10 protein-coding genes are annotated in these 16470 nt (G+C 39.1%); 8 read left to right on the top strand and 2 right to left on the bottom strand.

What is annotated here, in order from left to right; all coding sequences use genetic code 11:
* The first annotated feature begins 407 nt into the window (after nucleotides 1-407).
* The 8 genes from K2F45_RS22745 to K2F45_RS22710 all read left to right on the top strand — a co-directional run bounded on the left by K2F45_RS22745 (nucleotide 408) and on the right by K2F45_RS22710 (nucleotide 13396).
* Nucleotides 408-3710 (top strand): SusC/RagA family TonB-linked outer membrane protein, encoded by a 3303-nt coding sequence (locus tag K2F45_RS22745; protein ID WP_083663751.1) that lies wholly within the window; start codon nucleotides 408-410, stop codon nucleotides 3708-3710.
* Between the two features lie 33 nt (nucleotides 3711-3743).
* Nucleotides 3744-5459: a RagB/SusD family nutrient uptake outer membrane protein gene (locus K2F45_RS22740; protein ID WP_075994033.1), complete on the top strand. Its 1716-nt coding sequence runs from the start codon at nucleotides 3744-3746 to the stop codon at nucleotides 5457-5459.
* 124 nt (nucleotides 5460-5583) lie between these two features.
* Nucleotides 5584-6903: a D-alanyl-D-alanine carboxypeptidase gene (locus K2F45_RS22735; RefSeq protein ID WP_159333289.1), complete on the top strand. Its 1320-nt coding sequence runs from the start codon at nucleotides 5584-5586 to the stop codon at nucleotides 6901-6903.
* 10 nt (nucleotides 6904-6913) lie between these two features.
* Nucleotides 6914-8212 carry an MFS transporter gene (locus K2F45_RS22730; protein ID WP_075994031.1) on the top strand — a complete coding sequence of 433 codons (1299 nt, stop codon included), beginning with the start codon at nucleotides 6914-6916 and terminating at the stop codon, nucleotides 8210-8212.
* A 20-nt stretch (nucleotides 8213-8232) separates the two neighbouring features.
* On the top strand, nucleotides 8233-8961 hold the full coding sequence (locus tag K2F45_RS22725) for a (Fe-S)-binding protein (RefSeq protein WP_070566110.1): 729 nt from the start codon (nucleotides 8233-8235) through the stop codon (nucleotides 8959-8961).
* A 22-nt stretch (nucleotides 8962-8983) separates the two neighbouring features.
* Nucleotides 8984-9874, top strand: a complete 891-nt coding sequence (locus tag K2F45_RS22720; RefSeq protein WP_046672364.1) for a TIM barrel protein — start codon at nucleotides 8984-8986, stop codon at nucleotides 9872-9874.
* 274 nt (nucleotides 9875-10148) lie between these two features.
* A complete protein-coding gene (locus K2F45_RS22715; protein ID WP_083663750.1) occupies nucleotides 10149-11723 on the top strand; it encodes a peptide MFS transporter in 1575 nt (524 codons plus the stop codon).
* Nucleotides 11724-11806: 83 nt separating this feature from the next.
* Complete coding sequence (locus tag K2F45_RS22710; RefSeq protein ID WP_075994030.1) at nucleotides 11807-13396, top strand: peptide MFS transporter; 1590 nt, start codon at nucleotides 11807-11809, stop codon at nucleotides 13394-13396.
* A 97-nt stretch (nucleotides 13397-13493) separates the two neighbouring features.
* On the opposite strand, the gene K2F45_RS22705 is transcribed toward K2F45_RS22710, so the two are convergent.
* Nucleotides 13494-14786, bottom strand: a complete 1293-nt coding sequence (locus K2F45_RS22705; RefSeq protein ID WP_075994029.1) for a hemolysin family protein — start codon at nucleotides 14784-14786, stop codon at nucleotides 13494-13496.
* Between the two features lie 144 nt (nucleotides 14787-14930).
* On the bottom strand, nucleotides 14931-16277 hold the full coding sequence (locus K2F45_RS22700; protein WP_075994028.1) for a Gfo/Idh/MocA family protein: 1347 nt from the start codon (nucleotides 16275-16277) through the stop codon (nucleotides 14931-14933).
* Between the last annotated feature and the right edge of the window lie 193 nt (nucleotides 16278-16470).

Here is a 16470-nt window from a genome sequence, read left to right as displayed (position 1 = left end):
TTTAGCTTATTTGGACCTGTTTGCGGAATATTTGACAATGCAAATTGATTTTGGGAAACATTCTGGATATAAAAAACAAAAGGATATGCTTGTGTAACAATAGTATTGCATTGCAACTTAGTGTATAAAATACAATAACTTGATTTATAGCGCTTTGTGAATTAATTAAGATTTTTCCTTTTTTTTTACATTTATTATTCTTTACATTTATTTAACAGATTTTAACATTTCTGGAAAATAACCAAATTAGTAAAAAATGAATAACCAAGGGTCCTGAATCTGCCAATAATATAGCATTGTTGTCGTCAGACCTAAAAAATGACCAAAAACTTAAATAATAACCAATAGCAACTAAAACAACTAAAGCATAAACATAAATTTTTTTAAACCACCTATTTAGTAAAATTATGATGAAAAAAACGGACAAAAATTGCTGTTTTGATCTCATATTGGGCCAAAAGTTCAATAAGAGGTTTCTGATTATGAGTTCTCTTCTCATTGGGGGAGGAATGACCACTCATGGATTTGCCAGTGGATTAACTAGCCATGGCAAAGTTGAAGTCGTTTCATTAATCAAAACAAGGAGCGTACAACAGACACCTATCAAGGGGGTCGTGAAGGATGCTGCTACAGGTCAAGGTATTACTGGTGTATCTGTGAAAGTCAAAGGGAGCAGTAACGGGACGTCGACCGGCGAGAATGGTGCATTTACCATTCAAGCAAAAGTAGGCGATGTGTTGATTATCAGTTATATTGGGTACAAAAGTACTGAAGTTACTGTTTCTTCGAAGGCTGATCTTGCAATTTCCTTAAGTGGTTCAGAAGATGCCTTGGAAGAGGTTGTTGTCACAGGTTATTCGGCACAGCGGAAGAAAGATTTAACCGGTGCTGTTGCCGTTGTCAATGTGAAGGAGTTGAAGACTACCCCGGCGGCGAGTGCAGTTGAGGCATTGCAAGGGCGGGCGACAGGGGTTCAGATCGTAGTCGATGGTGCCCCTGGTTCTACACCACAGATCAAAATTCGTGGTTACAGTACGATCAACAACAACGAGCCGCTTTACATTATTGATGGAGTGCCTTATGAAGGAAAGTTAAGCTGGTTGAATCAAAATGATATTGAGACGATGCAGGTCTTAAAAGATGCATCAGCAGCTTCAATTTACGGTTCACGTGCAAATAATGGTGTTGTGATCATTACCACAAAAATCGGTAAAAGTGGAAAACCTCAATTTAGCCTTGACTCTTATTATGGTGTGCAGGTTCCAAATAGTGGACGTTTTCCAAAAATGTTGTCTCCACAACAAACATTGGATATTGAAAACAGATTGGACGGCACAAACAATGTGATGCCTGATTACCTTATTGCTGGACCTAAAGTGGGCGGAAAAGATGTGATTACAGCCGCAGACGTGGATATGTCAAAATATAAGTACGATGCGAGTAGCCGAAGCGATTTTTATCAAATTACCAAAGCAAATAAGGCCGGAACCAACTGGTTTGATGCTTTATCCCAAAATGCGCCTACGCAGTCGCACCAACTTAGCGTTTTAGGAGGTGGTGAAGATGCGTCCTATGCGATTTCGGGCGGTTATCTGAAACAAAAAGGAACGATTATTCATACCGGTTTTGAAAAATATAATCTTCGTTCAAACACACGCTTCTCTGCCTTTAATAATAAACTACGTTTCGGCGAAAATATGCAATACAGTTTTACGGAAGGATTTGGTATGGGGGTAAATACCAATACTGCCGGGGACTATATCGGTGAAGGTAGTGCTTTAGGTTTTGCGTATCGTATTCATAATATCATTCCTGTATATGATGAGGGTGGAAATTTTGCGGGATCTGTTGGCGGACAGTATGGTAATGGCGAAAACCCTGTTGCTATCGCCTATCGTGCCAAGGATAATAAAAATAAGAGCAATATGTTTTTCGGGAATGTCTTTGGAGAATTTGATATTGTCTCAGGATTAACCTTCCGTAGCAGTTTTGGTATGAAGTATGAAAACTACAATGGTGTATCTTATACCTATCCAAACCCTGAGTTTACAGAAGGAAGTTTTAACAACGGAATTAATGAATTTTTTGGACTGAATAAAGAATGGACTTGGACAAATACTTTAAATTATAAAAAAACATTTAATGAGGCGCATACGTTGAGCATTCTCGCTGGTACGGAAGCTATTCAGAATAGAAATAGGCAGATAAGGGGAAAAGGAAATGGCTTTTTTACAATGTCATCGCTTGATTACCTTTACTTGGATGCCGCTTCAACTGGTCGCGTCAGTGAAGGTAGCGGTTCTGTAGGTTCCTTGTTTTCGGTGTTTGGAAAGGTTGATTATTCCTACAAAGATCGGTATATCTTAAGTGCAACAGTGCGTCGTGACGGTTCTTCTAATTTTGGGCCGAACAATAAATATGGAACATTCCCTGGAGCGAGTGCTGCCTGGCGTTTGTCGGAGGAAGAATTCATGAAAGGTGTTTCATGGATCTCGGACCTAAAAATCAGAGCGGGTTATGGTGTGACGGGGAACCAACGTATTCCAGCCAATCAATATCTGAATCGCTATCAGGTCGCTATTAATTCATCTTCATATCCTATTGACGGAAGCTTGACTTCCGGTATGTGGCACAATGCCTATAGTAATCCGGACGTGAAATGGGAACAAGTATCTGCATTAAACGTTGGGGTGGATTTTACCCTGGCACAAGGTGATTTTGATGGATCTTTCGATTGGTACAATAAAAAGACGAAAGACATGTTGTACCTGTTACCTTTACCTGCTGTTGCCGCAGGTCGGGCCGGATCGCCTTATGTAAATATTGGTGATATGCAAAATAAAGGTATCGAGTTTTCATTGAATTATCATTACGGTAGACGTCAAGAAAGTGCATTTAAATTGGATCTGTCCGCTACTATTTCACGTAACGTGAACAAGATCGTTTCTTTGGCACCATCAGTAACCCAACAAGTGTACGGTAGTTTTAGAAGTATGGAAACCTCCATCTTAAAACCTGGAGAACCTCTTGGTGCTTTCTATGGCTATAAAGTAATTGGTATTTATTCGGAAGCGGATATGAACAATGCGAGTGTCGCTAAATATGAGGATGGAAAGTCGAGAGCTGGTGGACTTAAATTTGAGGATGTCAATGGTGATGGCAAAATTGATGCAAGTGACCGTACCATTATAGGTAGCCCACATCCTGATTTTGTGTATTCATTCAATATCAATGCGGCTTATAAAAACTTTGATTTTATGGCTTACTTCTATGGCTCAAAGGGTAATCAAAACTATGAAGCTACGAGATACTTTACAGATTTTGGTGTGTTTAGAGGTCAAAAAAGTACGCGCGTATTGGATGAATGGAGTCCAACGAATAGCGGTAGCATGATCCCTTCCCAAGTGAGAAATGCTTCACCCTATGAATATGCTTCTTCGAGCTATTATGTACAGGATGCAAGTTTCTTGAAATTGAAAAATCTTCAAGTTGGCTATAACTTCGATACCAATCGTGTTTTTGGTAATAATACCGGTATCAAGAAACTCCGTGCTTATGTGGGGGTAACAAATCTGTTTACGATTACTAAATATGAGGGACTTGATCCAGAAGTTACGGCTACTCCGTCGACTTACCCAGCCTTGGGTGTAGACTTTGGTGTGTATCCACAGGCTCGTCAATATATGTTGGGTGTTAGTCTAGGATTTTAAGGGTTTAGTGATTTAAGTTAAAATTTGATTGAAATGAAAAAAAGAAATATAATTACAGTTTTAGGTATATCATTGACTTTATTAGCCTCTTGTGGGAAATCTTTTTTGGAGCGTGATCCGCAAGCAGAATTGCCCGAGTCTCAGATTGTAAATTCAAAAGGTATAGAGGCCTCTCTTATCGGGGCGTATGGAATATTAAACGGCAATGTCAACGGTACCTGGGGGAATTACTCTTCGGCGCCTAGCCAATGGTTGTTTGGTGAAGTTGCTGGAGATAATGCACATAAAGGATCTGAGGCAACCGATCAACCGAACATGAATATGATCGAATTTCATACGCCAAATAGTTCGAACGACAACCTGAGTCAAATGTGGGAAGTTTATTATGAGGGCGTATTAAGGGCAAATAATACGTTGCGTATTCTGAAGGCTGACCAAGCAGGTGAAAAAACGGTAACGGCTGCACGTGCGAAGGAAATAGAAGGTGAGGCCCGAGTATTGCGAGCGCATTATTATTTTTATTTATGGCGTGTTTTCAAAAATCTAGCGTATGTTGATGAGAACACAACAGATGATGAGGCTAAAACGAAACCGAATAAGGATGATGTACTTCCGAAGATTATTGACGATTTAAAAGCAGGAATAGCGAATTTGCCAGCGACAAAAATCAATAGCCAGGCCGGACGTATGGATCAGAATATCGCGAAAGCTTATCTGGGTAAAGTTTACCTCTATCAGAAAAAATATGCGGATGCGTTAGTTTTGTTTAAGGAAGTTATAGGTGCAAAGGATCTACGTACGATGCCGTACCAAAATAACTTTGATGTACTTACAAAAGACGGCCCAGAGGCATTATTGGTATCGAAGCATGTGATTAATCCAGATGGATCTGGTGATAATGCCAATGTTGGTGATATGTTGTCTGGATTAAATGGAAGTAATCCTGTAGGTTGTTGTGGTTTCTATCAGCCGACCATTGATTTGGTTAATGCCTATAAAGTCGATGCAAATGGATTACCATTGTTAGATGGTTCTTATCGAAATAATCCATATAAATCAGATTTCGGTTTGTCCGATGACGCAAAGAAAACATATAAACTTGATGTTACGCTTCGTTTTGACCCACGTTTAGATTATACGGTTGGCCGTAGAGGTGTGAATTTCTATGATTATGGTGTCATGCCAGGTGATGCATGGATTCGTGAGGTGAGCTCAGGTGGACCATTTGTTGGTATAAAAACAATGATTCCGAAGAGTTTGCATGCAACACATACTGCGTCAGGAGCGGCATATATTACTGACTTGGATGTTAATATTATTCGTTTAGCTGATGTTGTTTTAATGGCAGCTGAATGTCAGGTTGAATTAGGCGATTTAGGTGCAGCAATGAATCTGGTAAATGCAGTTCGTGAGCGTGCGGCAAAATTACCTCCTAAAACGACTGGCGATAATGTAGCAGCGGCGGTATATGTTGTTAAACCTTATACTTCTTTCCCAGACCAAAATTATGCGCGCAAAGCTGTTCGTTTTGAACGTCGTTTAGAATTAGCGATGGAAGGACATCGTTTCTATGACCTTGTGCGTTGGGGGGAGGCGAAAACTGTATTGGAAAGCTACGCAACGTTTGAAGGCGGTTTTATGGCTCGCTATAAAGGCTTAAACTATAAACCTCAAAATGATTACTTCCCAATTCCACAATCGCAGATTGACAGAAGTGGTGGAGCTCTGACACAAAATCAAGGATATTAATTTTTGATATTTTAAAAAGGAAAGGGGGAGGCAATGTCTTCCCCTTTCCTTTTTAAAGGATTTGTATCTGAATTTTGGCAATAGGCGAAAGAGAGTTCTTGCAGTTTTTTGTATGTTTGAACTGATGAAAAAAATTTTAAGTGCATTGTTGCTGCTTTGGTTTGTGCTGGCGGCTACTTTTGTAGCGAAGGCTCAGAGCTTTGAGGATGTTTATCAGCTATTTCAAGAATCTAAAATATTAAATGATCATTTTGTTGGTTTTTCTTTGTATGACCTAAATGCCAATAAATATGTGATGGACATAAACGGCAATAAGCATTTTACACCGGCTTCCAATACAAAAATGTATACAACCTATGCCGCTTTGGCCCTGCTGGGCGATTCAATACCCGGTTTGGAGTATGTGGAACGAGGAGACTCGCTGCTTATCTGGGGGACAGGCGATCCGACGTTTTTGCATAATCGGTTAGATACCCGGGTAGTGTATAACTTTTTGAAAAATACGAATAAACGCATTTTTGTTGTACCAGGGACAATGAAGAATAAGTTCTTTGCACATGGTTGGGCTATGGAAGATTTTGAAGCTTACTATCAGCCTGAAATCAGTACATTTCCTATTTATGGCAATGTGGTCACTTTTCGACAAAAAGGTTATAATTATTTATCAACCTCTCCAACGAGTTTTCAAAATTCACTGGATTTTTTGCCGGAACCTAAGGTAGGTGATTTTGAACTTTCCCGTTCATTTCGTGCAAATTCCTTTTGGATGTCCAAACGTCCCGTTCCGAGCGGTTATGTCAATGAAGTCCCATTTATCTATTCTGATAGCTTATTTATTAAATTATTGTCGGATAGTCTAGGTAAATCCGTGACCTTATTGTCTTATCAAAAACCAAGCAATACCAAGATACTCTATTCCGGCAGTACCAAAAATTTAATACGTGAAATGATGTTGCCAAGTGATAATTTTATTGCTGAACAGTTTTTAATGATGTGTTCGTGGAAACAATTCGGCCAATTTGATACTTACTTGGTGCGGGACTGGATGAAGAATAACGTTTATAAATACTTTTCAGCTGAGGTTGCCATTTTTGATGGATCGGGCTTGTCGTCCTATAACAAGGTGACACCGCAAAATAATGTCGATCTATTGGTCGTCTTGAAAAATAAGTTGCCGGATGAGAAGGAACGTTTTCGTCTTTTTCCGGCCGGAGGTGTAGATGGTACCCTGAAACGTACCTATAGCAAAGATCTCGGAGAACCGTTTGTTTTTGCTAAAACGGGAACGATTACATCTGTCTATAATCAAAGTGGTTATTTGATCACACGGACAGGAAGGCGCTTGGCATTTTCTTTTATGAACAATAATTATATAGATGATCGAGCAAGTGCAATTCGTAAAGAAATGGCTAAAATAATTACTTATATTCGTCAAACTTATTAAGCCAATTTAAATGGAAGCAATTGTAAAAAACAATAAAAAATTGATTCGTTCTTGGGCCATGTTCGATTGGGCCAATTCTGCTTACAACCTTGTTATTACTTCCACGATATTCCCTGTTTACTATACCGCAATTACTACAACAAAAGAGCATGGTGATGTTGTTAGTTTCTTTGGGATTGAAGTCGTCAATACCGCACTTTCTAATTTTTCTTTGGCTTTTGCCTATCTGTTGATGTCGTTTTCTTTGCCCTTTATTTCTTCGTACGCTGATGCAAAAGGAAAAAAGAAACAGATTATGAAATTCTTCACTTATGTTGGAGCAGTTGCATGTATGTGCTTATTTTTCTTCAAGCTTGAAACTTTGGAAATTGGTATCATCTGTTTTGTGCTTGCAGCGATGGGGTATATTGGCGGTGTTTTGTTTAATAATTCCTATTTGCCGCTTTTGGCGACAGTCGATCAGCAAGATAAGGTGAGTGCGCAAGGTTTTGCTTATGGTTATATTGGCTGTGTCACTTTACAGATTCTTTGTTTTATAGTGGTGCTTAAACCTGAATGGTTTGGTATTACAGATGCTTCACTACCGGCTCGTATATCATTTTTAATGGTCGGATTGTGGTGGCTTGGGTTTTCAATGATTCCTTTTAAATACCTGCCTAAAATCGATGCAACCGAGAATAACACAGGTAAGAGTTTTGTTCAGAATGTACGGAATGAATTCGGCCATGTTATCCAAAAGATCAAAGGTATTCCTGAAATAAAACAGTTTTTGCCGGCTTTTTTCTTTTATGCAATTGGTGTTCAGACTTTGATGATTGTCGCCTCTTCTTTTGGGGAGAAAATTTTGCATTTAGGCGCGGAAAGGTTGATTGCTACCATTCTTCTCATTCAACTTGTAGCTATCTTAGGTGCATTTTTAATGTCTTATTTATCTACGCTTTTTGGGAATATCAAGGTGTTGATCGTTGTGGTAATGATCTGGATCGGAATCTGTATTTCGGCCTTTTATTTATCTACCCCACTTCAGTTTTATATCATTGCTGCATTGGTCGGTTTAGTTATGGGCGGGATTCAGTCCTTATCGCGTTCAACCTATTCTAAATTAATTCCGACGGATATCAAAGATACGACTGCTTTCTTCTCTTTCTATGACGTCACAGAAAAAGTTGCCATTGTCATAGGATTATTCTCATTCGGGTTTATAGAACAGGTTACACATAATATTCGATATTCGGCATTGGTTCTTTCTTTATTTTTTGTAATTGGATTGTTACTTTTGATCCGGATATTAGTATCCAATAAATCTTAATTTTATTGATTGAATTGCATATGAAAGTAGAACTTTTTGTTCCTTGTTTTATAGATCAGCTTTACCCTGAGACCGCTTTTAATACGGTTCGTTTATTAGAAAAGGTCGGCTGCGAGGTTGTCTATAATCCTGAGCAGACATGCTGTGGCCAGCCTGCCTATAATGCTGGATTTTGGGATGATGCAAAACAGGTCGGACGGAAGTTTTTAGGTGATTTCTCAGGAGATCATGTGATTATTTCTCCTTCTGCGTCTTGTACCGGTATGGTACGACATGCTTATAATGATTTATTCGCAAATTCGGCAGATTCCCATCAATGCCATAAAATACAGCAACAGGTTATGGAAATCTCTGATTTTTTAGTAAACGTGCTAAAAAAAGAGTATTTTGGAGCAGAGCTTGAGGGTGTTGCGGTGTACCACGATTCTTGTTCGGCTTTGCGAGAGTGCAAGATTAAAGAGGAACCACGGAAATTATTGAGTAAGGTCTTAGGTTTGGAGATGGTGGAGGTGAAAGATAGCGAGACATGTTGTGGGTTTGGGGGGAGTTTTGCCGTTAAATTCGAAGGAATATCCGCAGCAATGGCTGAGCAAAAAGTGCGCAACGCACTTGATCTGAATGCGGATTATATTATTTCCACTGATTCATCTTGTTTGCTACAGCTTCAATCTTATATCGATAAACATAAATTACCCATTCAGACGATGCACCTTGTTGATGTGTTGACTACTGGCTGGGGAAATATTTAAATAACACATTAAATCTAAACACATGAATTCAAGAAGAGATTTTCTTAAAAACCTTGCGCTAGCGTCTGCTGGTATAGCATTAGCTCCCTCTTTGGAGAGTTTTGCGGCAGCAAAGAAAGATTGGTTTGACATTTCCTTGGCTGAATGGTCATTGCATAAATCCTTGTTCAAGGGAGATTTGAACAATTTGGATTTTCCGGTATTAGCTGCCAAAAAATACGGTATCTACGGGGTGGAATATGTGAATCAGTTTTTTAAGGATAAGGCTAATGATAATAACTACCTTACTGAGCTGAATATGCGTGCAAAAGATAATGGTGTACGTAATGTACTCATTATGATTGATGGTGAGGGAAATCTCGGTGATGAAGATGAAACAAAGAGAAAACAAGCCGTGCAAAACCATTATAAGTGGATTTCTGCTGCTAATTTCTTAGGTTGTCATGCAATCCGTGTCAATGCGGCTGGAAAAGGAACTCCTGAGGAAGTGAGTAAACGTGTTGTTGAAAGTTTAACAACGCTATCTGATATTGGTAAAAAAGCGGGGATTAGCATTATTGTAGAAAACCATGGTGGTATCTCTTCACATGGTGACTGGTTGGCCAATACATTAAAAGCAGTGGGTAGTAAATATTGTGGAAGTTTACCTGATCTTGGTAATTTCTATGAGTATGATCGTTATCAAGGCGTGACTGATCTAATGCCTTATGCGCATGGTGTGAGTGCCAAAACACATGATTTTGATGCCAATGGAAATGAAACGCAAATTGACTATGAGCGTATGTTGAAGATTGTTAAAAAAGCAAAATTCAAAGGTTATGTGGGGATTGAATATGAGGGAAGTAAGTTGAGCGAAGAAGAGGGTATTTTTGCTACTAAAAAATTACTGGAACGTTTGCGCCCTTTGATTTAATATTTAACGAGTCGAGTTCTTTTCAGGAAATGGAAAGAACTCGACTCGTTGATAGGTTTTAATTGAAGTGTTGCTTGGATGCAACAACGAAAAAAACTGCCGTCCATTCGTTAGAAACCTATTAAAATCTTCACTATCTTGCTTGAGCATATGAAGACGGGTGAACAACCTCTTTCTTTGTGTAGAGGATCATCGGATTTTTCCGTTTACCGATGGTATATTTTATAAATGGAAATCGCACTACCTTATTTTGAAAAATAACGACTAAAAAAACATGAATTTTGAAAAAAATGCTGTTCTTGAGACCCATTTGCAAAAAGTAGGGGCTGAACATGTATTGGTACAAGGGCATCCTGCCGGCTTGTTTGTATTATTCTTCACAGAGATGTGGGAGCGTTTTAGCTATTATGGTATGCGGGCGCTGTTGGTCAATTTTCTGGTTTCTACCATTGCACAACAAGGATGGGGTTGGACCAACTCCGAGGCCATGAAGCTTTATGGTTTGTACACCGGGATGGTGTTTTTAACGCCACTGTTCGGTGGGATTATAGCCGATCGCCTGACAGGATATAAAAAATCCATTATGGTCGGAGCTATAATTATGACGCTGGGACATATCGCTATGGCTTTAGAGGGATTTAATAAAAGCTTCTTTTTGGCGGGTTTGGTGCTGATTGTTTTGGGAAATGGATTGTTCAAACCCAATATTTCTTCGATGGTAGGGAAATTATATCCGGATAAAGGAGGTAAAAAAGATGCGGGTTATACCATCTTTTATATGGGCATCAACGGGGGAGCGTTTTTAGGAATGATGCTATGCGGTTATATTGGTGAGAAGATCGGCTGGCATTATGGCTTTGGGCTAGCCGGAGTATTTATGTTTTTGGGAATGTTGCAGTTCTATTTTGCACAACCCATTTTCGGAAAAATTGGAAATACACCCGAGAAACAAGACGAGTTAACCGATATTGCGGGTGGTCAAGAAGAAAATCCAAAGCATATTGTTCGTGATCGTTTGCTGGTAATAGCCATTTTTATGTTGTCAAGTATTGTTTTCCATTTAGCTTTTGAGCAAGCAGGTGGTTCGATGACGATCTTTGCGAAAAATTATACACAACGGGTATTGAGTGGTGAAGTGGCGGTTTTATTTAAATGGTTGGATGCTGCATTGACGGTTTTGCCGATTGTGGTAATTACCGGAGTACTGTTTGTTTTAGCAAAGAAAATCGTACGTAAATACCCTATGATCATACTTTTTTCGAGTATTTCTTTTGTGATCATTTGGTCTTTGTGTCTTTGGAAAGTTTATCGGGAATATTATGGTATGAATTCCGAAGTTACTGTATCCTGGTTTCCGATGTTAAATTCTTTCTTTATCATTACGTTGGCCACATCGTTTAGTAAGATATGGGAGAAAGTATGGAATCCTTCTGGTCCAATTAAGTTTGCAATGGGACTGACATTGGTTGGAGTTGGTTTTGCAGCTTTATCTATTGGAAGCTCTGAGATTCCTACCGGTGCAAAGACGGCCTCTGTTAGTATGATCTGGTTGGTGTTGGCGTACTTTTTTCATACAGTGGGCGAATTATGTATTGGTCCGGTCGGACTTTCTTATGTCAGTAAACTATCGCCAAAAAAATTCCTGGGCTTATTGTTTGGTTTTTGGTTTTGTGCCAATGCCATAGCTAATTTTATAGGGGGCTTTATTGGGTCATATATTGATAAGATTACAGAATCTCATTCCATGTCATATTTCTTTGCTGTATTTACAGTAATTCCTATGGTGGCTGCTGTATTTCTTATTCTGGGTAACAAAAAAATAAAAAAGATGATGCATGGAATTGATTAATTCATAGAAAAATAGTGTATCTTCAAGCGATTTTTATCAAAATAAAAACAAAACCTGAGTTATAAAACAATTATTGAAATTATATGAATCAAGAAAAAGATCAAGTTCTTGTAGCACATCTTGCTAAGCAGGGGATCGATGACAAGATGGTAAATGGGCATCCTGCCGGATTATTTGTGCTATTCTTTACAGAGATGTGGGAGCGGTTTAGTTACTACGGTATGCGGGCATTGTTGACCTTATTTTTAATAAGTTCCCTTGCTGATGGGGGATGGGAATGGAGTAACGAACGTGCCATGAAACTTTACGGTTTGTATACTGGTTTTGTCTATTTAACACCATTGATCGGTGGAATGATTGCGGATAAGCTAACCGGTTTTAAGAAGGCGATTTTGATAGGCGCTTTGGTAATGACATTGGGGCACCTGTCTATGGCATTTGAGGGCGTGAATTCCAATTTCTTTTATCTGGGTCTTGTGTTAATGATTTTGGGTAACGGGATGTTTAAGCCTAATATTTCTTCTATGGTGGGAAATCTTTATCCAGATCAAAGTCCTAAAAAAGATGCAGGGTATACCATATTCTACATGGGCATCAATGCCGGGTCATTTTTGGGAATGCTTCTATGTGGGTATATCGGCGAAAAAATTGGTTGGCATTATGGTTTCGGGCTTGCTGGAGTATTTATGTTCTTTGGTATGTTGCAATTCTATTTTGGACAAAAGATATTTGGAATTATCGGAGATTCACCCAAAGCACTTCAGGCTTACCATGAGAAAAAGATCAAAAATCACGAAGAGGAGGAAGAGGTCATTCCTGCACATGTTGTCCGTGATAGGTTAATAGTTGTCACCATATTTATGTTGGCTAGTGTAGTTTTCTTTCTGTCTTTTGAACAGGCGGGCGGATCCATGTCTATCTTTGCAAAGGATTATACACAGAGGGTCCTGTCTGGAAGTTCAGCAGTGACATTTAAATGGATTGATACTATTTTGACTATTGTGCCTATCGTTATTGTGACGATCGTTTTAACAGCATTGGCTAGAAAAATATATAAACAGTATCCATTGACTATTTTATTTACCGCTGTCTCATTTGGTATCATTTGGTGCTTGGGCTTATGGAAAGTATTTCGAGAAATTGGAATAACCGGATCGGAAGTTGGAGCCTCATGGTTTCAAATATTGAATGCATTTTTTATTATTTCACTTGCATCGTCATTTAGCAAATTCTGGGAGAAGGTCTGGAATCCTTCGGGACCAGTTAAGTTTGCGCTAGGTTTAATATTGGTGGGAATTGGATTTGCAGCATTAGCTTATGGAGCGAGCGAGATTCCTCAAGGAGCAAAGACAGCGTCTGTGAGTATGATTTGGTTGGTGATCGCCTATTTCTTTCATTCAGCAGGGGAGCTTTGTCTTTCACCTGTTGGCTTGTCTTATGTTAGTAAGCTTTCCCCAAAGAAATTTTTAGGGCTTCTTTTCGGTTGCTGGTTCTGTGCTTCGGCAATTGCCAATTTTATCGGTGGATTTTTAGGCTCATACATTGATCGCATTACAGAAGAACATTCGATGTCCTATTTCTTTATGATATTTGCAATAGTTCCTGGGGTTACGGCATTGCTATTAATTGTCTTCAATCCAATATTGAAAAAAATGATGCATGGGATCAATTAATCAGGATCGATAGCATCACAAAAAAAAGGGCTAATCAATACACTGATTGGCCCTTTTTTTTATCTCTTTTTACTTTTCTGTTGATGCTTATTTATGTTTATTCTTCCACTTTTAAAAGCAGTTTATCGATGCGGTGTCCATCCATATCAAGCACTTCGAAAATTAGATTTTTAAATCGGACACGTTCGCCTTCTTCGGGTACGTGATCTAATCTTAGAAACACGAGGCCTCCTACGGTGGTTACGTTATTGATCTCATCTTCGTCTTCTTCGGAAAGACCGATTTCAAATTCATCCAAAAGATCCTCAATCTGATATTGTCCGTCGACAACATAATCGCCGTTTTCCAATTGACGTATTGTCGGACGGGCACTTAGGTCGCTTTCTGTGATGTTGCCAACCAAATCGCCAACGATATCCCGTAAGGTAATAATTCCCTGTGGTGACCCATACTCATCAATGACAACCGCTTGATGGATACTGGAGGTACGCAAGGTATTCATAATGCTATACGATGAACTGAATTCGTTAACAAACTTGATCGGTAACATAAGTGTTCTGAGATCAAATGCTTCGTTCTGGAGGCATTGTCGTAGTAAGGACTTTACATGAACAACACCTTTAATATTGTCGAGTCCACCTTCACAGACCGGGTAGATGGAATGATCGTTGTCCAGTATGATCTTTCTATTTTCTTCAAAAGAATCTTCCAGATCCAAAAAAACAATGTTTTTGCGGTGAGTCATTAGGTTGACCGCCTTTTTGTCCCCTAAACTCAATAGACGGTCGACGATATCGTGCTCAATACCTTCGATGACACCACTGTCGACACCTTCGTCTACTAATGCCTTAATTTCTTCTTCCGTGACACTATTGCCGCTGCTCTTGATATTGAGTATTTTGACAATAAACTCCGTCGACATACTGAGTAGCCATACAAATGGCCGAACGATTTTGCTGAGCAGGTTCATCGGGTAAGCGATTAGCATGGCATACTTCTCCGGAATAGCCATACCGATACGTTTGGGGACTAATTCACCAAGCACCAACGAAAAGTAGGTGATGATAAAGACGACAATGATTACAGCGAGCTGTTCGCTATAGGGGGCTATGATACTGGATTTATTAAAGATCTCTACGAGGTAAGATGAAATACTGCCGCCAGAAAAGAATCCGGTTAGGATGCCAATAAGGGTAATGCCTATTTGTACAGTGGATAAAAAGCTGTTGGGCGATTCTTTTAGGTTTAGCGCTATTTTTGCAGCGGCATTGTTTTTATCGCTTTCAGCCTGTAGCCTTGCCTTTCTGCTGGACACGATGGATATTTCTGATGCCGATAGTATTCCGTTTAGAATAATCAGGACTAAAATAATAATTGCTTCGGTAAGCATAATGAGTTGAAAAAGTTGTTTGCTAGGCTAATTTACGGAAAAGACCGGCCAAATAGTAGGATTATTATGATTATGTCAAGCATTCATAAAAAAAGCCGTATATCTTTCAATACGGCTTTTATGATAATAAGCATGTTTTTTCAATTACATTCCACTATCATCTAACATAAAGGTATTTTTCTTGGTTTTCCATTTTCCTTTTGTGAAATCAGGGAATTCCAACGTTTTATTTCCTTTTGCAATTGACTCGGTAGATAGTGGGAATACAGCACTCATGGTTACTGAATCATACACGTCAATTGGAGTCTGTACTTTTTGTTTTACCGCCTGAATGAACGCATTGAATACAAACCAGTCCATGCCACCATGACCAGAACCGTTTGCTACCTCTTCATATTTTTGCCAGATTGGGTGATCGTATTTCTTTACCCACTCGTCTGCTGAATCCCAAGTGTGTGGTTTGGATTTACCCTCGATGTGAATACCTTTGGCAACATCCATCCAAATACCGTCTGTTCCCTGTACGCGGAAACCGATAGAGTAAGGTCTTGGCAAGTGTGTATCATGCGTTAATAACATGGTTTCTCCATTCGCACATTGTAACATCGTTTGTGTAATATCACCATTTTTGTAATTGATCTTACCGTTAGGATGTCCCGGGGAAACTTTATTGACATAGGCTGCCAATCCACGGGCTTTACTTGAGTACGAAGTGATATGAGTGAATCTGTTCCCCTTGTTGATATCTGCAAATTGCATAATTGGACCTAAACCGTGTGTCGGGTATAGATCACCATCTTGGTCGATATTGAACTGTGTACGCCATTGTGCCTCAGAAATCGCTTTCGGGCCATATTCAACGCCATGGCCATAATAGGCTTTTCCGTCATTGAATAATACCTCGCGTAAATCGTGTTGATAACCGCCTTCCAGGTGCAACAATTCACCAAATAGTCCTTGTCTGTGCATATTCAATACAGCAAGTACATCACGACGGAATGCAACATTTTCTAGGGTCATGTAAGGTTTTCCAGTTTCTTCGGATGCTTTCACAATATCCCAGTGATCTTGTAGCGTTAAACCTGCAATAACCTCGCAACCCACGTATAGACCAGCTTTCATTGCATCAATAGCTTGGTTTTTGTGGAATTGCCAAGGCGTTGCAATAATGACAGCATCTAATTTTTCATTGCTTAACATCTTTTTGTAAGCATCAACCCCACCAGTATACTCTTTTGGAAGTTTGGTGCCTTTTGCGTTGAATTGTTTACGGCATTGTGCTAGAGATTCTTCTTGGGTGTCACAGACAGCCACAATTTCTAGATCATCTCTGTTTAGGGCAATTTGAACGTGATTACGTCCTCTAAGGCCTACGCCAATAAAACCGATTTTTATTTTCCCATTTGTTTGAGCAAATAATTCTGTACTTGAAAGGACACCGATTCCAGCTGTAGTGATGGCAGTCGATTTTATGAAATTTCTTCTATCCATTGTTTTGAGATATAAGGAGTTTGTATATTAGTTATTTACTTGTTTGAAAACAGTCCTTAAGACTGGCTACTATTAACAAATATATTATTTCATTTGGGATAAATGAAAGTGCAAACGTTTGCTTAATTTTATTAAATTTCATGCAAACGTTTGATTGAAATAAAAATTATCATTTATTAATTCAATTTGTGAT

Source organism: Sphingobacterium siyangense (assembly GCF_023277505.1).
GTDB lineage: Bacteria > Bacteroidota > Bacteroidia > Sphingobacteriales > Sphingobacteriaceae > Sphingobacterium > Sphingobacterium siyangense.
The sequence above is the reverse complement of the archived record's forward strand: the minus strand, read 5'-3'. Positions and strand labels throughout refer to the sequence as shown.